This is a genomic window from methanotrophic endosymbiont of Bathymodiolus puteoserpentis (Logatchev) (assembly GCF_900128525.1).
In the GTDB taxonomy this organism is placed as follows: domain Bacteria; phylum Pseudomonadota; class Gammaproteobacteria; order Methylococcales; family Methylomonadaceae; genus Methyloprofundus.
In genome coordinates, this window is sequence record NZ_FQTQ01000097.1 from 1 (window position 1) to 18699 (window position 18699).

At 40.3% G+C, this 18699-nt stretch carries 20 protein-coding genes; 3 read left to right on the top strand and 17 right to left on the bottom strand.

Annotated features, from left to right (window positions below; genetic code table 11):
- Positions 1 to 170 precede the first annotated feature (170 nt).
- On the bottom strand, positions 171 to 326 hold the full coding sequence (locus tag BQ7314_RS08290) for a hypothetical protein (RefSeq protein ID WP_174483236.1): 156 nt from the start codon (positions 324 to 326) through the stop codon (positions 171 to 173).
- Positions 327 to 644: 318 nt separating this feature from the next.
- Here BQ7314_RS08290 and BQ7314_RS08295 point away from each other — a divergent pair, with 318 nt between their 5' ends.
- The 3 genes from BQ7314_RS08295 (at position 645) to ilvC (ending at position 4018) form a co-directional block, all read left to right on the top strand.
- Positions 645 to 2381 carry an acetolactate synthase 3 large subunit gene (locus BQ7314_RS08295; protein WP_174483237.1) on the top strand — a complete coding sequence of 579 codons (1737 nt, stop codon included), beginning with the start codon at positions 645 to 647 and terminating at the stop codon, positions 2379 to 2381.
- Positions 2381 to 2872 (top strand): acetolactate synthase small subunit, encoded by a 492-nt coding sequence (gene ilvN, locus BQ7314_RS08300; RefSeq protein ID WP_174483238.1) that lies wholly within the window; start codon positions 2381 to 2383, stop codon positions 2870 to 2872. Before BQ7314_RS08295 ends, ilvN begins: the two co-directional genes overlap by 1 nt.
- Positions 2873 to 3001: 129 nt before the next feature.
- The gene (gene ilvC, locus BQ7314_RS08305; protein WP_174483239.1) at positions 3002 to 4018 is read left to right on the top strand and encodes a ketol-acid reductoisomerase; all 1017 of its coding nucleotides are present in this window, start codon (positions 3002 to 3004) and stop codon (positions 4016 to 4018) included.
- Between the two features lie 74 nt (positions 4019 to 4092).
- Here the strand turns inward: ilvC and BQ7314_RS08310 are convergent, their stop codons facing one another.
- The 16 genes from BQ7314_RS08310 to BQ7314_RS08385 form a co-directional block, all read right to left on the bottom strand.
- Positions 4093 to 4677: a Uma2 family endonuclease gene (locus BQ7314_RS08310; RefSeq protein WP_174483240.1), complete on the bottom strand. Its 585-nt coding sequence runs from the start codon at positions 4675 to 4677 to the stop codon at positions 4093 to 4095.
- 27 nt (positions 4678 to 4704) lie between these two features.
- Positions 4705 to 6000, bottom strand: a complete 1296-nt coding sequence (ccmI, locus tag BQ7314_RS08315; protein WP_174483241.1) for a c-type cytochrome biogenesis protein CcmI — start codon at positions 5998 to 6000, stop codon at positions 4705 to 4707.
- The gene (locus BQ7314_RS08320) at positions 6000 to 6470 is read right to left on the bottom strand and encodes a cytochrome c-type biogenesis protein (RefSeq protein ID WP_174483242.1); all 471 of its coding nucleotides are present in this window, start codon (positions 6468 to 6470) and stop codon (positions 6000 to 6002) included. Before BQ7314_RS08320 ends, ccmI begins: the two co-directional genes overlap by 1 nt.
- Positions 6470 to 7003 (bottom strand): DsbE family thiol:disulfide interchange protein, encoded by a 534-nt coding sequence (locus BQ7314_RS08325; RefSeq protein WP_174483243.1) that lies wholly within the window; start codon positions 7001 to 7003, stop codon positions 6470 to 6472. Before BQ7314_RS08325 ends, BQ7314_RS08320 begins: the two co-directional genes overlap by 1 nt.
- The gene (locus BQ7314_RS08330) at positions 6996 to 8954 is read right to left on the bottom strand and encodes a heme lyase CcmF/NrfE family subunit (RefSeq protein WP_174483244.1); all 1959 of its coding nucleotides are present in this window, start codon (positions 8952 to 8954) and stop codon (positions 6996 to 6998) included. The genes BQ7314_RS08325 and BQ7314_RS08330 overlap by 8 nt, the downstream gene beginning before the upstream one ends.
- Positions 8951 to 9388 (bottom strand): cytochrome c maturation protein CcmE, encoded by a 438-nt coding sequence (gene ccmE, locus BQ7314_RS08335; RefSeq protein WP_174483245.1) that lies wholly within the window; start codon positions 9386 to 9388, stop codon positions 8951 to 8953. Before ccmE ends, BQ7314_RS08330 begins: the two co-directional genes overlap by 4 nt.
- Complete coding sequence (ccmD, locus tag BQ7314_RS08340; protein ID WP_174483246.1) at positions 9385 to 9567, bottom strand: heme exporter protein CcmD; 183 nt, start codon at positions 9565 to 9567, stop codon at positions 9385 to 9387. Before ccmD ends, ccmE begins: the two co-directional genes overlap by 4 nt.
- A gap of 16 nt (positions 9568 to 9583) precedes the next feature.
- Positions 9584 to 10339 (bottom strand): heme ABC transporter permease, encoded by a 756-nt coding sequence (locus BQ7314_RS08345; RefSeq protein ID WP_425356638.1) that lies wholly within the window; start codon positions 10337 to 10339, stop codon positions 9584 to 9586.
- Positions 10323 to 10778 carry a DUF29 domain-containing protein gene (locus BQ7314_RS08350; protein ID WP_174483248.1) on the bottom strand — a complete coding sequence of 152 codons (456 nt, stop codon included), beginning with the start codon at positions 10776 to 10778 and terminating at the stop codon, positions 10323 to 10325. Before BQ7314_RS08350 ends, BQ7314_RS08345 begins: the two co-directional genes overlap by 17 nt.
- Positions 10779 to 10780: 2 nt before the next feature.
- Entirely contained in the window at positions 10781 to 11449 is a 669-nt protein-coding gene (gene ccmB, locus BQ7314_RS08355) for a heme exporter protein CcmB (RefSeq protein WP_090717071.1), read from the bottom strand.
- A complete protein-coding gene (ccmA, locus tag BQ7314_RS08360; protein ID WP_174483249.1) occupies positions 11446 to 12072 on the bottom strand; it encodes a cytochrome c biogenesis heme-transporting ATPase CcmA in 627 nt (208 codons plus the stop codon). The genes ccmB and ccmA overlap by 4 nt, the downstream gene beginning before the upstream one ends.
- 82 nt (positions 12073 to 12154) lie before the next feature.
- Positions 12155 to 14809 carry an NHL repeat-containing protein gene (locus tag BQ7314_RS08365; RefSeq protein ID WP_174483250.1) on the bottom strand — a complete coding sequence of 885 codons (2655 nt, stop codon included), beginning with the start codon at positions 14807 to 14809 and terminating at the stop codon, positions 12155 to 12157.
- A gap of 2 nt (positions 14810 to 14811) precedes the next feature.
- Positions 14812 to 15648, bottom strand: a complete 837-nt coding sequence (locus tag BQ7314_RS08370; RefSeq protein WP_174483251.1) for a hypothetical protein — start codon at positions 15646 to 15648, stop codon at positions 14812 to 14814.
- A 1-nt stretch (position 15649) separates the two neighbouring features.
- The gene (locus BQ7314_RS08375) at positions 15650 to 17026 is read right to left on the bottom strand and encodes a multiheme c-type cytochrome (RefSeq protein WP_174483252.1); all 1377 of its coding nucleotides are present in this window, start codon (positions 17024 to 17026) and stop codon (positions 15650 to 15652) included.
- 28 nt (positions 17027 to 17054) lie between these two features.
- Positions 17055 to 18107, bottom strand: a complete 1053-nt coding sequence (locus BQ7314_RS08380; protein WP_174483253.1) for a 4Fe-4S binding protein — start codon at positions 18105 to 18107, stop codon at positions 17055 to 17057.
- A 23-nt stretch (positions 18108 to 18130) separates the two neighbouring features.
- Entirely contained in the window at positions 18131 to 18583 is a 453-nt protein-coding gene (locus BQ7314_RS08385) for a hypothetical protein (protein ID WP_174483254.1), read from the bottom strand.
- Between the last annotated feature and the right edge of the window lie 116 nt (positions 18584 to 18699).

Sequence of the window (18699 nt, forward strand, 5' to 3'; positions counted from 1 at the left end):
AGCGGCTTTTGTGCGAAGTTGAAGCGGACGCAGGGCGTACTGGGGCTTATCCAATTCGCTCCGTATGTGAATGAATATTTGGCGACAGGAGTCCCAAGTGTTTCATGAGGTAGGATGGCGCGCCTTAGGAAACTTATTATCACCCATAGATTTGATGTATGTCTACCATCTTATGTATTGTTGCGGACACCGTTAACTGGAACTAGCTCTATTTGTACGCCTTTAACAGAGACATCATAACTAACAAAGCTCAATAACTCGCCAGCAAGAAACATAACACCTGTTGAGGTAAATTTTTTCCGATAATCTTTTCTATTCTGCTGCATTTCCATTTCCTTATCGCTACGCTTACACTTAGTATATAAGGATAGTCTGTTTTTAATAAATTTTATAGTTCAATGATAACAAATGTAATTCTTGACGAAATAGCTATTTTCCGCTATTTTGGACAGATTTTTATTACTTAAAGTCTATTTTCTACTCAAATAACCTCTTTTAACTTTAATAAGGGCAAGAGTAGAAATAAGCAGATCACATGCATTTCATGCCTGTAGCTGCCTTTAAGTCTGAAGTGTATTGCAAGCGAGCTTATTTCAAGCACCTCAATATACAGTGTATTCTTATTATTTAAGAGGTTTTATAAAGTGGAACTCAGTGGTGGGCAGATTGTCGTTCAGTGCCTTAAAGATGAAGGTGTAGAGTATCTTTTCGGGTATCCTGGTGGCGCAGTATTACATTTATATGATGCAATTTTCCATCAGGAAGAGGTCAAACATATATTAGTCAGGCATGAACAAGCTGCAACTCATGCAGCTGATGCTTATGCGCGAGCCACAGGCAAACCTGGCGTAGTCTTAGTAACATCAGGTCCAGGTGCTACAAATGCTGTTACCGGCATTGCCACAGCCTATATGGACTCTATCCCAATGATTGTTATTTCGGGGCAAGTTCCAACTGCAGTCATTGGCAGTGATGCTTTCCAAGAAGTTGATATGGTCGGCATTACTCGCCCTTGCGTTAAACATAACTTTTTAGTTAAAGATGTTAACGATATTGCAGAAACGATGAAAAAAGCTTTCTACGTGGCAACAACAGGTCGACCAGGACCAGTTGTCATTGATATTCCTAAGGATATTACTGATCCAAATATTTTGGTTCCCTACAAATACCCCAAGAAAATTAAAATGCGTTCTTATAGTCCTGCGACAAAAGGTCATCCAAGACAAATTAAGAAAGCAATTGATTTATTATTAAATGCTAAACGCCCTGTTATTTATTCGGGTGGCGGTGTCGTTTTAGGGGAAGCAAGTGAAGAATTAAGAGAGCTAACACGCTCACTTAATTTCCCTATTACTCAAACTTTAATGGGTCTAGGAGCTTACCCTGCCAGCGACAAACAATTCATCGGCATGCTAGGTATGCACGGCACCTATGAGTCTAATCTAACAATGCACGAAAGTGATGTCATTTTAGCCATCGGCGTACGCTTTGATGACCGAGTAACCGGAAAATTAGCAGAATTCTGCCCGCATGCAACCATTATTCATATTGATATTGACCCAGCCTCCATTTCCAAGACAGTTAAAGTTGATGTCCCGATAGTAGGCGATGTTAAGATCGTACTAAAGCAAATGCTTGAATTGCTAAAAGAACAAAAAAAGAAACCCTCTAAAAACGCGCTTGAAGCCTGGTGGAGCCGTATTGACCAATGGCGCTCAATTAACTGCCTAGAATTCGACCGAGACAGTGAATTAATTAAACCACAAGCAGTTATTGAACAGCTACACGAAGTAACCAAAGGCGATGCATTTATTACCTCTGATGTTGGTCAGCACCAAATGTTTGCAGCGCAATTTTATCCTTTTGATAAACCTCGCCGCTGGATCAACTCAGGTGGCTTAGGCACAATGGGATTTGGCTTGCCCGCTGCTATCGGTGTAAAGTTAGCGCATCCAGAAGCAGATGTTGCCTGTGTAACAGGTGAAGCGAGTATTCAGATGTGCATACAAGAGCTTTCTACTGCATTACAATACAACACAGCAATTAAAATTATTAACTTAAATAATCGCTATATGGGCATGGTTCGCCAGTGGCAGGAATTTAGCTACGAAAGCCGCTATTCCCAGTCTTATATGGATACCATTCCGGATTTCGTTAAATTAGCAGAAGCTTATGGTCACGTAGGTATACGTGTAGAAAAGCCAGAAGATGTTAAACCTGCACTAGAGAAAGCGTTTGCCATGAAAGATCGTACTGTTTTCTTAGATATTTTGACTGATAGAACAGAAAACGTTTACCCAATGATTGAATCAGGCAAAGGCCATCAAGAGATGACTTTACGCGTAGCACCTGGGACACCTATCAACAGGGAGTTAGCATAATGAGACATATTATCTCTATCCTAATAGAAAATGAAGCAGGCGCATTATCGCGTGTTGCTGGTTTGTTTTCAGCGCGCGGCTATAATATCGAGTCTTTAACCGTCGCACCGACTGAAGACCCGTCCTTGTCCCGTATGACTTTGGTTACCCGCGGTACTGATGATATTATTGAACAGATTACCAAGCAACTTAACAAATTAATTGATATCGTTAAATTAATTGATCTCGCCGAAACAACACATGTTGAACGCGAACTAATGCTCGTAAAAGTAAAAACGTGCAAAGAATCACGCGAAGAGATCAAGCGCCTTGCAGACATTTTTCGCGGTAAAATCATTGATGTTACTAACAATAGCTATGTAATTGAAATGACCGGCCCATCAGATAAGCTTGATGCCTTCGTCGCGGCACTTGATGAAAACAATATTATCGAAACCGTACGCTCTGGCCCAACAGGTCTATCGCGCGGTGAAAAAGGCTTACATTTGTAAAGCCTTTATCCTAATCAACACATATTGCCAAGTAAGCGAGGGGTGAATTAACTCCTATCCTCTGGTCGCGCATCAGACCTTATCAGCACTATATTGAAAAATAACTATTTACTAAAAACAGGAAATCACATGCAAGTTTATTACGATAAAGACGCGGACCTTAATGTAATCAAAGGCAAGAAAGTAGCTATCATTGGTTACGGTTCACAAGGTCATGCACATGCAAATAACCTACAAGATTCAGGCGTTGATGTTATTGTTGGCTTACGCGCCAACTCTAGCTCAGTTGCCAAAGCAGAAGCTCATGGGCTAAAAGTAACAGACGTAGCCGCAGCCGTTGCTAGTGCTGACGTAGTTATGATTCTAACGCCGGATGAATTTCAATCCCAACTATATAAAGAAGAGATTGAACCAAACATAAAACAAGGCGCAGCATTAGCTTTCGCACATGGTTTTGCTATTCTTTACAACCAAGTAGTGCCTCGCGCTGATTTAGATGTGATCATGATTGCACCTAAAGCACCTGGCCATACAGTACGTTCTGAATTTGTTCGCGGTGGCGGTGTTCCTGATTTAATCGCAATCCATCAAGATGCTTCAGGTACAGCGAAAGAAATTTGCTTATCTTACGCTTCTGCTATCGGTGGTGGTCGTTCAGGTATTATCGAAACAACTTTCCGTGCAGAAACAGAAACCGACCTATTCGGTGAGCAAGCTGTTTTATGCGGTGGTGCGGTTGAGCTAGTTAAAATGGGCTTCGAAACTTTAGTAGAAGCAGGCTATGAGCCAGAAATGGCTTATTTCGAATGTTTGCACGAATTAAAATTGATTGTAGACTTAATGTTTGAAGGCGGTATCGCAAACATGAACTACTCAATTTCTAACAATGCAGAATATGGCGAATACGTAACGGGGCCAAAAATCATCAATGAAGAAAGCCGTTATGCTATGCGTGAAGCATTAGCTAGCATCCAAAATGGTGAATATGCTAAGAAATTTATCTTAGAAGGTATGACTAACTATCCAGAAATGACCGCAAAACGTCGTTTAAATGCCGAGCATCCAATTGAAGTAACAGGTGCTAAATTACGTGCGATGATGCCTTGGATTGCAGCAAATCAAATCGTTGATAAAGCTAAAAACTAAGCTTTAAGCCTTGGTTTTACCGCACAAAAAAGCCCATCATTGATGGGCTTTTTTATGTTTATCAAACTAAAAACTTAGTCATTTTTTTGCACTAAAAACTCGAACATATCTTCATTTTTTACGCGAGAATAAATTTCTTCCACCGATAAGGTTAAATTAATCGCTTCAAAATGAACTTGATCACCTAAAAAATAATGTCTTGGTTGCCAGCCTTCGCTTCTTCTGACGACTTCGATATCGACAAAATCTTGCTCAATTAATACATACTCTTGCAAGCTAGGGATGTTGATATAAGACATAAGCTTAATTGTTTCATCCATGCGTCGGGTAGATTTGGATAACACTTCGACAATGATAACGGGTGACTCAGTATAGTAAGGCTTTGACTCATCAAAATGACAATCTACGAGCACATCGGGATAAAAAAACCGTGAGCCGACTTTGACTTTCATATCAGAAGAAAAAGACTCACAGGGTGTTTTTTTTAAGTGGCTTCTAAATTCAGCTGCAACATTACCTGAAATACGTTCATGGTTTGCGCTGGCGCCCGCCATTGCATAAATAGCTCCATCAACAAGCTCGTATTTTATGTCACGCACTAACTCATCATGTAAATATTCATCTACACTAATTAATTTCTCATGTAATTCCGTTGCCATACTTACCTCGAAATTATCAAAATTTCTTTATGGTTGAACCTGATTAATAACTAAGTTCAATTCTTTACCTGCATTCACTTTTACTTGATCTAGCTGTACAAATAAATCACCTGCTTGCGGCCTTGGCGTACCACTTAAAGAGACACGCGCAATAATATCAACTTGCTCAACCGTTGATAGGGTCGCCGTTGGCATGGCGGCTTTGCTATCGTCTAACACAATCCGCTTAGGTAAATCTTTCACCTGTATGCGCTCTATCGCCAATGGCATACGTCCGCCTACAGCACGAGCAAAAACAAAGACAGTATGCTCAGGGCTAACCTTAGCTTGTAATTCAGGGGCTAAAGAAATATTAACAATAATTTGTGCCGCACCATTAGCAACTGGTTGCGTTGGCTTTGCCACAACAGCGACTGCCTCTGCAAGTGGCACTCCTGCTTTAGACCGTGCATCTGCAATCGCAGGCTCTATAAATCGCTGTGTTTGCATTGTGCCTGCTTTAACTTTTGCCTGCTGCCAAAACTCAATCGCTTGAGCATACTCTGCCTGCATATAGGCTTGAATACCTTTGAGTATTAATGCTGTACTTTCCTGTGCATCAGCGACCAAAGCTTGCTCTATAGCAGCATTCACCTCTTCAGTAAATTGCTCGCCTTGCGCTTGAAATAAAGCTTGAGCATAAGAGCCTTTTGCTGCAGCATAATCTTTATTATCTGGCCCGATGCGTTTCACTAAAGTTGCATAAACGTCAGCGGATTCTTTAAACTGTCCCATTGCAGCATAACTATTAGCCAGCAAAATATATTTATCAAAATCATCAGGATTTTCGGCTAATTTTTTCTTTAGCATTTTTACCGCTGTAGCAAAATCTGGTGCTTTTTTCTGTGATGCATCCCCACTGGCTTGTACTGTTTCACCTTGCTCTTTTAACGCCAAATAATCGGCATAATCATCACTACGCCCTAAATGCAAATAAACAGCAACACTGGAAATCATAAGTACCAGCACTATCCCAAAAATAAGCACAGCTTGTTGCACTTGTAAGGGCTGATTTTTATATTCTAACTGCTGTTTACCCGCTACATCTTGTAGTAATGATTTTTCTAATTCAGCCTTCAAAGCCTGATAAGCTTCCTCCTCTAAAGTACCCTGCTCTTTTTCTGCATCTAACTCCGCCAAACGATCTCGAAAAATAAGCACATTATCTTGCTGTACATCTGAGCCGGCCACTTCATCTGTTTTTCTTTTCTTTAGCAAAGGCAATAACAAAAACAACGTTGCTATTAGCAATAAAACAGCAAAACCCATCCATAAACTACTCATTATTTTTTACCTTTGTTTAAGACTTGTTGTAATTGTTTTTGCTGTTTAGCATCTAATTCTGGGCGAGATTCTGAATTTTCGTCATTCTTATTATCGCGCCTACGTGTTAACCAAATGATGGTTATTAAACCCAATAGCAACAATACACCAGGCCCTAACCATAGCACGGCATTTTGGGCATTAAATCGCGGCTCATACAAAACAAAATCACCATAACGCTCAACCATATAATCGACAATTTCCACATCGCTTTTATCAGCTTCCAGCATTAAGTAAATCTTTTGTTTCAAGTCTGTTGCAATCGCGGCATTAGAATCCGCTAGATTTTGGTTCTGACATTTAGGGCAGCGCATATCCGCACTTAACTTATGGAAGCGTAATTCTTTATCCTTATCTTTAAACTCATAAGTATCAATGGCAGCATAAACACTTGTTATCGATAACAAAGCTATTATAAAAAATCGTAACATTATTGCTTGACTCCTAAAGCCTGAATCATTGCCTGTAACTCTACCCATGTTTGCGCTGTGACCACGCCAACATGACGATGACGAACCACCCCTTGCGCATCCAATAAATAAGTTTCAGGCGCACCATAAACTCCCAAATCTAAACCCAACATACCCGCTTCGTCATAAATATTAAATAGATAAGGATTACCGAGTTGACGCAACCAGTTAGTCGCAGCAGCACGCTCATCTTTATAATTTAAGCCGATAATATCAATTTTATTATCTTGAGCAATACGCAGTAATTGTTCATGCTCTTGGCGACATGAAGGACACCATGTTGCCCAAACATTTACTAACACAGGCTTACCGACAAAATCTGCTTTACTTAACATGCGCTCAGGCTGCAATAAAGCCGCGACCTGAAACTCGGGAAAAGGCTTATCAATTAAAGCCGAGGGCAGTTTACGTGGATCAATACTGAGCCCTTTCCATAAGAAAAAAGACAGAGCAATAAATAATGCCAATGGAATAAATAATAATAATCTAGGCATGAGCCACCTCAGATGATGATTTACTACGATAGCGTTTATCAAAGACCGTTAACAAACCACCTAAGGCCATTAACAAACCACCCAACCACAACCAGCGCACATATGGCTTGTAATGCACGCGAATTGCCCACGCACCGTCATTACCTAAAGGCTCACCCATGGCAAGGTATAAGTCCCTAAAGAGGCCTGGATCAATCGAGGCTTCGGTCATCATCGAGCGCTTCACGGTATAATGGCGCTTTTGCGGATATAAAGTCACTACAGGCTCGCCCTCTAGGGTTATCACTATTGTGCCTTCATCGGCTGTAAAGTTAGCACCTTTTACCTTTTTTGCTCCTTTAAATTCAAATTGATAATCCGCTAATTCAATCTTATCGCCAGGAGCCATACGCATATCGCGCTCTTCACTATAAGTCGAAACCAAAGTAATACCAATCGCCACAACTGCAACACCGAGATGCGCTAACATCATGCCGTAATAACTTAGTGTTAATTGACTTAATTTTGCAGTAATCGAATTTGTATTACGAAATTTATCCTTAAATTCTTTAGCCGTTGTCGCAATAATCCAAGTACTGATCGTAATGCCTAAAAATACTCTAAAATTAAAGCCATCACCATAGATAAAAGGAAACACAAGACCAACGACTAAACTGATGATTGCCGGTACAAGTAATTGTTTCTTTAACCCTGAAATACTCGTTTGTCGCCAACGCGCTGCACCTGAAATACCCATGGATAAAGCTAACAAACTCATAATGGGTACAAATAAAGCATTAAAGTAAGGGGGTCCAACAGAAATTTTACCTGAACCTAATGCATCAATTAATAAAGGATATAAGGTTCCGAGTAAAACGGTAATTGCCATCACCACTAAAAAAACATTATTAATTAATAACAACATTTCACGCGACAACCAACCAAAACTCGATTCACTTTTAACATTAGGTGCTTTAAACGCATATAAGGTCAATGAGCCCCCGATCGTTAATAACAGTAATACGAGAATAAAAAAGCCACGTTCAGGATCACTAGCAAAAGCATGAACGGAAGTTAATACACCCGAACGCACTAAAAAGGTTCCGAGTAAACTCAATGAAAAAGCAAAAATGGCTAATAATAAAGTCCAACTTTTAAACACACCACGTTTTTCTGTTACGGCTAAAGAATGTATCAATGCCGTACCCACTAACCATGGCATTAAAGAAGCATTTTCAACTGGATCCCAGAACCACCATCCGCCCCAGCCAAGTTCGTAATAGGCCCACCAGCTACCGAGCGTAATCCCAGCACCTAGAAATGCCCAAGCAATATTCGTCCAAGGACGAGACCAACGCGCCCATGCAGCATCTAAACGACCTGATAATAGCGCTGCAATCGCAAATGCAAAAGCCACGGAAAACCCCACATAGCCCATATATAACATCGGCGGATGTACGATTAAACCAAAATCTTGAAGTAATGGGTTTAAATCTGCTCCATCAGCGGGAAACCGTGGTAAATAGCGCAAAAACGGACTAGAAGTCCACAGTAAAAAAGAAATAAAGCCAGTCGCGATAATACCCATTACACCTAAAACGCGCGCCAGCATATCCAAAGGCAATCCACGACTAAATAAACTTACTGCTAAAGTCCAGCCACTTAAAATAAACGCCCAAAGCAATAACGACCCTTCATGCCCACCCCAAATAGCACTGAGCTTAAATTGCATGGGTAACTGGCTATTAGAATGATTCGCTACGTATTGCACAGAAAAATCATCATTGGCAAAGGCATAAGCCAAACACATAAAACTAATTAACAAAAATGTAAACTGTGCTTTCGCTAAAGGTTTCGCGTAATCCATCCATAAAGCATTTAAAGTCGCCGCACCATATAAAGGAATGGTCGCTAATATAAATGAAAAACCTAGCGCTAAAATTAGCGCAAATTCGCCTAACTCTGGAATCATTGTGCTACCTCTTTTTTAGCTTTCATACTTTCAGCAATTTCCGGTGGCATATAGTTTTCATCATGCTTAGCTAACACTTCATCAGCTTGGAACACACCCTGCGCATCCATTTTTCCTTGTGCAATAATGCCCTGCCCTTCACGGAACAAATCAGGAAGAATCCCAGTAAAAACAACTTTCACTGTATTTTCATAATCTGTTAATTCAAAACTAACACGCAGAGAATCGGTAGAGCGTTTGAGACTACCATCGACCACCATACCCCCTACGCGCATACGTGCATCAGTCGGTGCTTCACCATTGGCAATCTGAGAAGCAGAATAAAATAGATTAATATTTTGGTTTAAAGCATACATAGTTAAGCCAACAGCTAAAGATGTACCGAAAACGATGGCTAAAATGATATATAAGCGTTTTTGTCTTTTTGGAGTCATGATTTTATTTCTTCACGTCGCGCTTGACGCTTTGCTTTATTAAAAAATTGACGTTTAGCCAGTGCTACTGACACGATATTATAAGCGAAGATACCGAATGCTATACCGTAGCTGAGCCAAACATACAGCCCGTGTTTGCCCATTTGTAAAAAATCGGCAAAAGTAGCAAAATGTCCCATCTGATTTCCCTTGTTGTTAATTCTGTTTAATAATCTCTTGCACCCAGCCTGCTTTCTTTTCTCGTTGCAGCACTTCAATGCGCGCACGTTGCATTAAAATCACCGCAAAAAAACAATAAAAACCCAGCACCATAATTAATAGTGGTATCCACATTTCCGGTGGCATAGCAGGCTTTTCTGTGACTTTAAAGGTCGCTCCTTGATGCAAAGTATTCCACCATTCCACTGAGTATTTAATAATGGGAATATTCACCAAGCCAACCAATGATAAAATCGCTGAAGCTTTATCAGCACTTTGAGTATTTTCAAAGGCAGAATGCAAAGCGATAACTCCCACATATAAAAAGAATAGCACCAGCATAGCCGTTAAACGCGCATCCCACACCCACCAAGCACCCCACGTTGGCTTACCCCAGATTGCTCCTGTCGCTAAAGACATAATAGCAATTGAAGCTCCAAAGCTCGCGCAAGACTTAGCCACGACATGCGCCATCTTAATTTTCCAAATCAAACCTATTGCTCCTGCTATTGCCATCAGCATATAACAAGATTGCGCTAAAATAGACGCTGGCACATGCACATAAATAATACGAAAACTATTACCTTGCTGGTAGTCTTCAGGTGCAAAAGCCAACCCCCACACTGAACCTGTCATTAATAAAATAAAGGCTGCAATAGAAAACCACGGTAATAATTTACCGCTAAATTCATAAAACCAACGCGGTGAAGCTAATTGGTAAAACCATTGAGGTAATTTAATTTTCATCATCATCCATATTCGGGTAAAAATTGATATCTAAGATTTGCTCTAAGCTGTACGGACAGTCTTTTGGGAAGTGCGATTCCTTAAACCCAGTTTCATAAACCGCTTTTCTAACAGCATAGGCATAAGCTTTTATTAGCCCTAACTCTAAAGTTTCTGGATTCGTTAAACTTGGGTTTTCAGAAAAATGATCCTTTATACGACTTCTTTGTTCCTGAATGGTAAATTCCCATGATTTTCCTTGCTGCTCTGGCTGATATTGCCATTTTAACAAGTGCATTAATAGCACCTCTAGCCTACTCAGTAACTCTCGCTTTTCCCGAGCCCCCATACTTTCCAGCTCCTCAATTAACGCCGCAACATCAATCTCATCAAGTTTTTCATCCTTTAACAAATATACTTGCTGTTGTGTCCACGCATAAAAATCTTGCTCATGTAATTGACTCATACCTAACCTCGTACACTAATTTTCAACGCTGCGGCAATAGCAAAGGGTGCTAACATCATACTTAACACCAACAAAGCCCCTAACAATGCCAAATAACCCGCTATCGGCAAGCCCATGGCCCCTGCTTGTACAGTACCTGCGCCAAAAATCAATACCGGAATATATAAAGGCAAAATTAACAGCGAGATTAAAATACCACCTTTACGTAACCCCACTGTTAAACCCGCACCTATCGCTCCCAGCAAACTTAAAGTTGGCGTACCTAATAATAAACTTAGTATTAATGCGCCTAAGCCTTCACTGGGCAAAAATAACATCATCGCTAATAAAGGTGACATCAACGCCAAACAAAAGCCGCTAATAATCCAATGGCTTAATACCTTAGCTAAAACAACTAAAACCAACGGCTGTGGACTAACCAGTATCTGCTCTAATGAGCCATCATCAAAATCACTACGAAAGATACCGTCAGCTGATAATAAACATGCAAGCAAAGCTGCAACCCAAATCACCCCGGGGGCAACTTGCGCTAAGAACTTAGGCTCTGGACTAACTGCCAAAGGAAACATAACCGCAACCATCAAGAAAAATGCCAACGGATTAACAATATCACTACGACGGCGTAAAGCTAAAATCAACTCTCGACGTACTGCCGCGATAAAAAAATTCATGAATGCGCCACTTCATCTAAATTAATATGTCGAACCTTATGGCCTGGCACATTTAAATCATGATGCGTTGTTAGAATCACCGAGCCCCCTTTTAAAACATGTTGTGCTAATAACGCCTCTTTTTCAGCTACCCCTTGTTTATCTAAAGCCGTAAAAGGTTCATCAAGAATCCATAACGGTGCCGTACTTAAATATAAACGTGCTAAACCTACTCTACGCTGCTGACCAGCTGATAAGGTATAGCATGGCACATCTTCAAAGCCATACAAGCCAACACTTTTTAAAGCCTCCGCAATATTCACTTTATTCAAAGCAGGATCAAGTTGTTGCATCCAAGCTAAGTTTTCTTCTGCTGTTAAGCTTGATTTAACTCCCGCTAAATGTCCGACATAAAGCATTTGCCTAAAATAATCATCGAGAACTTCAGCCATACCTTTTTTCTGCCAAAATAACTCACCTTCATACGCTTCACTCAAACCACATAAAATACGTAACAAGGTCGTTTTACCACTGCCATTTTGTCCTTCAATTTGCACTACTTCGCCAGAATTTATACTAAAGCTCAGATGACTAAACAACACACGTTCATCACGCTCACAAAATAGATTTTTAACCTCAAGCATAGCTTCTAGACTTAAATAAAATAGGGGAAGGAATAATGACGCTCAAGCGAGTATTGTACCCCCTCGACTGAATAAGACAACGCTAATGCAAATAATCGACACCAATGGAACGCGCTTTCTCTTCATGGTGATAATATTTATATTTTGGTAAGGACTCAATACCATGACAACTGACGCAAAAGGTATCTTGCACGCCCTTGTGGCGTAAAAAACTATTAGTAATATCGCCTTCAATATTTTCTTGCTGCTTATAGTCTAATACCGAATACAACTTTTCTGCAGCTCCCTTTAATGGCTCCCAAGTATGAGGTTCATGACAAGTAATGCAAGCAATTGCACCAAATTCAGCTATTTTTTCATGGGTGGTTTCTACTAAAGGCATCACTTTTTCATCTGAAAATAACACCATATCTTTATAAGGATGACCATAAAACTCAATAACTTTTTCTTTAGCCACACCTTCTTTTTGATGACAATTCAAACATAATTCATCACGCTTTAACCCTGGCGCGGTTTTATCACGCGACTCCACCTCTTTCAATATCGTTGCCGATAAAAAGGGGCTTTTCGCTTCGCCGCGATGCAAGGTATGGCAACTGCCGCAAACACCCGATTGATGCGGCGTTTCTTCTTGTTGATTTTGTGTTTTCTTACTGGTCACACGTAAATCATGATCAGTACCAACAACTCGCTGCTTGCCTTCATGGCAATTTTCACACAATTCACCATTATGGTGATCTTGCAATAAAGCCGGTGTATTAGGCTTACCTGAGTGCACGGCATGACAACTCAAACAGCCGATCTTTTTGACCTTAACACCCGCAATTTCTACTGCCTCGTCCAACTCAAGGTTCATTGGGTGTATACCTTTTTTAGCGGCCTCTTCTTCATCTTTAGCATGTTGTCGCTTATGACAAGCCACACATAATTTTTCAGCATCTTTCATTTTATCGGGATATAAAGCTGTATTTAAAGTGCCATTATGCACACTATGACAGCTATCACATTGCACTGTTTTTACTTTTTCCCCCCGAAATTCAACAGCTTCTTCCATCTCAATATTAACAGGATGCACACCTGCTTTACGTGCGGCCTTTGCATCTTTTGGCGCCTGGCGCTGATGACAACTGGCACATAAGGCGCCTTTTTCATCTGTTCGAGTCAACAGATTTTCAGTTTTACCATTATGAACCTGATGACAAGACTGACAAACGATTTCATCCTTTTTACCTAATGCCCCGCCCCCCGCTTGCAAACTATCTGGTAAACCTTTTTGTAAATATGGGTCTTGAGTCGTTAAGTGTTTAGGTTTGCTACTTGCAGGCTTACGCATAATCACCCCTAAAGGATGATTTACGCCATGTTGCTTAATATTTTCTCGACCAGATTGCTTGGTGTTTTTCTCATGACAAGCTTCACATTGCTCGCTACCGTAATCAGTTCCTCGTAACCATGCATTGTGATTATCTGCATATAAAGTCATTTGAGTTTCATTATCGCTATGCGGTGTATGACAGCTGGTACAAGTTAATTCTTTAGTCATAGCATCATGCGGATAAAATTCAGGTATTTTATCTTTTCGCGGCAATTTTTTATGCCGTGCCTGTTTTTCCTTATCGTCATCATAAACAGTCGGGTGCTGCTCGCCATGAGGAATGGCTTGACGCGAATCAAATACCACACCATGATGACAGCTGTAACACATATTCAAAGAGCTAACAGGTAATACCTCTTGGCTATCGCGTAATTTATTATTATCACTCTCACTTTCCCAACTGTAATGACACATCACGCAATTTTTACGCGAAACGACATCCATATTAGGCGGTAAGTGCTCTAAAGTTCGATAATCAAGCTGTATTTTTTGTACTTTATGGGTTTGAGCATCAACTACATATAAATATCCCTTAGGAGTGTAATGCAAGCTGACAGGCGTACTAAACTGTACAAGTTCTCCTTGACTGCCACGTAATAAGCCTAAATACCGGCCTTGCTGATAAACGCTGATCGTACCTAAATAGCTATCACTAACATACTGAAAATCCAGAACATCAAAGGCATTTCCATTAGGCCGATACACCGCTTGCAAGGAAAAACGTCCTGTTTGAGAATAATACTGTCCAGCGCGGTTAAATACCTGAACTCTTGCATTTAATACATCAACGACATTCAAATAGCCATCTCTATCCTGCGCAATTTGCAAAGGGTACTGAAACTGACCTGCCATTTCGCCACGCTCACCCACACAATCTCTTTGCTTATTAGTAGATAAATCAATAAAACACATACGATGCCAACGGCGATCAGCATAAATTAACTCTTGATCACGAATGAGTAGGGCGACCGGCTCAGGCATCTCCGTTTTCTTTTCTGGTGCTAGTAATGCAATATCACTTAGCCATTGTCCTGCAGTAGAGAATCGGCTAATTTTATACTTACCTGAATTAGCAATATATATAATGTCATTATCTATCGCTAAGGCCATCGCCTTATAAAAACTATGTTCAGTCTTTTCTGCCTTGATTTCTCTAAGAACACGTCCTAGTGCTGATAAAACAACAACCCTAGAATTCATGCCATCCAAGACATAAAGTTGCCCCTGCGTATCACTGGCAATATCCGTTGGCTGGTTAAAATTTGCCTGTAAGACATCTATTTTCTTTGCTATAGGAATCTGCTGTGCAGCCGAGACCAGACTTACCGATACCAGTAATATTAATAAAAATGTACAGCGCATAATCATCGCAATAAACTCATAATCCGAATTTGTTGCTTTTCATCTTTATAACGTGCAAAGAACTGGCTAATAATATTATTTTGTATCTTATCCATCTGATAGGCTGTTGCACCTAGTGTCGCTAAATCTAGCAAACTTTTTTCTTCATTATGGCAAGCCTGGCACTTCGGCCCTTTTTCAGACAAAGGCGCATGTATTAAAGCCCGACGTGCCGCTTTTTCCTTTACCCCTCCACTCTCCCAAAGCTTTTTAGTTTCTTGTGCAAAGGCATTATTACGACCTAAAACAACGGCTTGTTGTTGATAAAATGGAGTGACTTTATAAAATGGATTAATTTTTTTAGCTTTCGCCTCTTGCCAAGGTAAAGGCTCAGGCTTCATAGTATCAGGCTGTATTGACTGGGTGGTCTTTTTTACGGGTTTCTGCACACGAAATAATTCTGGGCGCGCCTGTACCAAGCTACCATCTCGTGTATCTTGCCATTGATAACTCAGTTGCACCGCTTCAGGTCGAAAATGACACGTCTCACAGGCTATATATTGTGTATGCATATTCATAAAAGTTCGGCTACGCACACTTTTAGTATGCGGTGGACTCAGGTGACAAGTCGTACAAAAACTATGCCCCAAAGATGGTATTTGTTTATTCCGCTTATGAAAGGGAGGAACTTCTAAATCCTCACGTAAAGCAATATCCTTATGCTCTTCTACTTTCTTAAGTGACTTCTGAATTTGTTCAGAAGACGGCTGTGTATTATTGAGCATTTGCAAATATAAGCCTTCCGCATGTGCCCAAGAATAAAGGCTACTACATAATAGAATAATGAATAAACGAGTCATATTAAGCACCTTTATTATTAGTATCATTATCAACTTTCGATATGTCTGTCTCAGCTTTATCAGGCATGACTGGCTTGTCTTTTTCCACTATGGGCTCACTTGAATCAGGCTTTACTGCCGCCTTCGTCTCTTTAACCTCCGACTTGGGCTTAGCGTCTCTTTTCACCGCTGGTTTTTTTACTACAGCTTTTTTACGTCCAGCTTTTCCTTTACGTCCAACCATGACGCGCTCAAAACGATCCCCTCCCACTATAGGTATAATTTTTTTGGTATTACGGTAAAGTAACCACCAAATAAAACTGCCCACAATAAAAATAACACCAAATAACAATAAGGGCCAAATACTCCAAAACCAAGCTGAACCACGTAAAGATTCCTCTTCAAGAGGTTGTTTAAAGTCCGCTAAATTTACCAAGGTCAGATTATGCATATCGGTTAAAGTAAAGCCCTCATTACCCGGCTTTTTAGTATAGCCATGACAGTCAGACTGGCCACAGGTTTCAGGTAAATTATCAGGATGTGATGCTGATTCAGAATCAGTATAAGAGCGAATATCATGTTTCCAAGCTAAAGGAGCATGGCAGTCTATACAGGATGCTCCATAAGCAGAATCATCTGCAATTAAACGCCCATGTAAGGTTTTTGCATAAGTATCGGTGCTATAAACAAACCTGTCACTAGGAGGATGCTCCTCTAAAGTCTCTGGATCTTCCTGCTTAACATCACGCATTTTTTCATGATCCCCGTGACAATCAATACACATTTGATTATTTTCTTGATTATTCCAACGGCGACCAATTAACCGGCGTAAAATATGCCCGCCAAACTGTCCCATCCATGCTTTACCTTGGTGACAATTACCGCATTCCGTTTCAGCATGATCGAAATCTTCTTTAAATTTTTCTAGTTGGGCTTCAGGAATATACAGCGTATTACTGTGGCAGCGCCGACAAGAAGGGTCTTGCTCTGTTTCTATTTCTTCTAGACGATTGCCGCCAGTTAAGCCTTTATACCATCCACCTGAATGCACTGACTTATCCATTTCTTTATGAATGGGATCATGCGTATATTTTACCCCTTCTGAAGGCTCCTCAACATGACAGGATTCGCTACAATCTACTTCAGTATTTTCAACTTTATGCGGATAGTTAATGACTTCACGGTGGCAATCCTTACAAGGCACACTACCATGCAAAGAACTTGCATAATGACTGCTGTCGATAGTAGCACTGCGCAACACTCCTTGCTCATCAATAAAACTTAAACCTTCATAAGCATGACAAGATAAACAACCATCGGGATCACTATAGCGTGGATTAGCAGATACCTGCTCATGCCCTAGCACCAATAACACTATTAAAAATAAAAAACGCAACATGCTTATGACAACCCTACTTCACTTATGATTATAAAAATGAACCAACAATAATTATTGATATAACGGTCAAGAAAATCATAGCATTAAAAACGCTAAGCACGCTGATGGCGGGTCCTGTTTTGACAGCACTTTCAACAGCATCTGCTTTTACAGGGTTAAAATGTACGGCTTGCCAATCAGGTAATGGGAAGATTTCAGTATTCTTTTTAATACGTTTGGGCTCATTCACTTTATGATTCGGTTTGGTTGTCCACGCTAACGCATTCCAATCACAAACATCAACACATTCATGACAAGACATGCAAGACACCTGATCGACTGTCGCTATTCTATCCACCATTTTAATCGCACCACACATACAATTTCGAGCGCAAATATTACAACCTGTACAACGCTCTTTAGCGACGCGAATACGACGCGCAAAAGGCATTTTTGCGCCTAAGCGATTAACCAATCCATCCGCCGCACCAATCGGACACATAAACTGACAATAAGCACGCCCTTTACTGGCGAACACACCTAAGAGCAATAACAAGCCTAAATTGACTAGCCCCACACTGGAAACTAAAAACATCATACCGCGGTACTCACCACTCATCGCTTCTATCAAGCGTGGAATCGTTATAAAATTACACAAACTACAAGCACTAATACCTAAAGCAGGCATAGCCACTAAAAAGAAGCCAAAATAACCATAACGAATCTGTATTTGCGGTAGAGAACGAAATTCAATTTTCCAGCGGTCATTAAGCATACGTGAGCTTAATTCAGCCAAGCCACCGACCGGACACAAATAACCACACCATATTCGCCCAAAAAATAAAGTGGTAATCATAATTAAACTAAAGGCCATCACACCAATAGAGGCGGCATTCACATGCACAAAAAAATCTTCCCACGTCATACCGGGGAAATACAAATAAAAGCGACGCATACATAAACTACCGCACAAATCATCGCTACCGACTAATTGAGGTAAGAATGCTAAAGGTCCTAACAAAGTCATACTGGTTAAAATAATCATCGCATACCGAAACTTCTGCACTTTCGGAATGGTTTTTATATTCTCAATAACTTTCATAAACTTTCCTTTAATTCTTATTATCAATCTTTAAAATCATGACATACTAAGCACATTTCGCCATTTTTAGCAGGTAAGCGCAACAAGGCCTCTTGCTTAATACGCTGATAAGAAAACTCAACGTTCATTTTATGTTGCTGATTAAATTCGGTTAAACGATCCGCTTTATCTGCCGTAAAAACTTGAGCCCAGGGATGCTCTGTATAAATAATACCTTTTTCTAAATCTTTATTGATCACCTGTTTCCCTGCTGGTTTTTCAGGGTCAATCACGCCATATTGGTGTGGCGTATGACAACTTACACAGATCACTTCCTGCTTATCACTTAAAGGCACGATAATACCTTCTGTTTTACTATTTTTCTTAATCCGCTCCAGCATCTCTTTTTTTGCAGGTTTTACTTGATGTTCAATGGCATTAAAATGCGGATCTTTAAGGTGGCAGCCATAACACAAACTTTGCATAGGAATGTGCATGAAATAACTTAGGCAACTTATAAAGTTGTTGCGTCAGGAATGGCAGTATAATTCCATTGCCTCAGGTGCTCATCAAATACAATTCGCATTGACTCTTTAAAACCCTCTGCAACTTT

Excerpts from the sequence above, each read along its gene's own strand:
- ccmE (WP_174483245.1), bottom strand. The coding sequence starts at position 9,388 with ATGACTCCAAAAAGACAAAAACGCTTATATATCATTTTAGCCATCGTT.
- BQ7314_RS08290 (WP_174483236.1), bottom strand. The coding sequence starts at position 326 with ATGCAGCAGAATAGAAAAGATTATCGGAAAAAATTTACCTCAACAGGT.
- BQ7314_RS08385 (WP_174483254.1), bottom strand. The coding sequence starts at position 18,583 with ATGCACATTCCTATGCAAAGTTTGTGTTATGGCTGCCACCTTAAAGAT.
- BQ7314_RS08365 (WP_174483250.1), bottom strand. The coding sequence starts at position 14,809 with ATGCGCTGTACATTTTTATTAATATTACTGGTATCGGTAAGTCTGGTC.
- BQ7314_RS08370 (WP_174483251.1), bottom strand. The coding sequence starts at position 15,648 with ATGACTCGTTTATTCATTATTCTATTATGTAGTAGCCTTTATTCTTGG.
- BQ7314_RS08325 (WP_174483243.1), bottom strand. The coding sequence starts at position 7,003 with ATGCCTAGATTATTATTATTTATTCCATTGGCATTATTTATTGCTCTG.
- BQ7314_RS08320 (WP_174483242.1), bottom strand. The coding sequence starts at position 6,470 with ATGTTACGATTTTTTATAATAGCTTTGTTATCGATAACAAGTGTTTAT.
- BQ7314_RS08375 (WP_174483252.1), bottom strand. The coding sequence starts at position 17,026 with ATGTTGCGTTTTTTATTTTTAATAGTGTTATTGGTGCTAGGGCATGAG.
- BQ7314_RS08310 (WP_174483240.1), bottom strand. The coding sequence starts at position 4,677 with ATGGCAACGGAATTACATGAGAAATTAATTAGTGTAGATGAATATTTA.
- ilvN (WP_174483238.1), top strand. The coding sequence starts at position 2,381 with ATGAGACATATTATCTCTATCCTAATAGAAAATGAAGCAGGCGCATTA.
- ilvC (WP_174483239.1), top strand. The coding sequence starts at position 3,002 with ATGCAAGTTTATTACGATAAAGACGCGGACCTTAATGTAATCAAAGGC.
- ccmD (WP_174483246.1), bottom strand. The coding sequence starts at position 9,567 with ATGGGACATTTTGCTACTTTTGCCGATTTTTTACAAATGGGCAAACAC.
- ccmB (WP_090717071.1), bottom strand. The coding sequence starts at position 11,449 with ATGAATTTTTTTATCGCGGCAGTACGTCGAGAGTTGATTTTAGCTTTA.
- BQ7314_RS08345 (WP_425356638.1), bottom strand. The coding sequence starts at position 10,339 with ATGATGATGAAAATTAAATTACCTCAATGGTTTTACCAATTAGCTTCA.
- BQ7314_RS08380 (WP_174483253.1), bottom strand. The coding sequence starts at position 18,107 with ATGAAAGTTATTGAGAATATAAAAACCATTCCGAAAGTGCAGAAGTTT.
- BQ7314_RS08330 (WP_174483244.1), bottom strand. The coding sequence starts at position 8,954 with ATGATTCCAGAGTTAGGCGAATTTGCGCTAATTTTAGCGCTAGGTTTT.
- BQ7314_RS08350 (WP_174483248.1), bottom strand. The coding sequence starts at position 10,778 with ATGAGTCAATTACATGAGCAAGATTTTTATGCGTGGACACAACAGCAA.
- ccmA (WP_174483249.1), bottom strand. The coding sequence starts at position 12,072 with ATGCTTGAGGTTAAAAATCTATTTTGTGAGCGTGATGAACGTGTGTTG.
- ccmI (WP_174483241.1), bottom strand. The coding sequence starts at position 6,000 with ATGAGTAGTTTATGGATGGGTTTTGCTGTTTTATTGCTAATAGCAACG.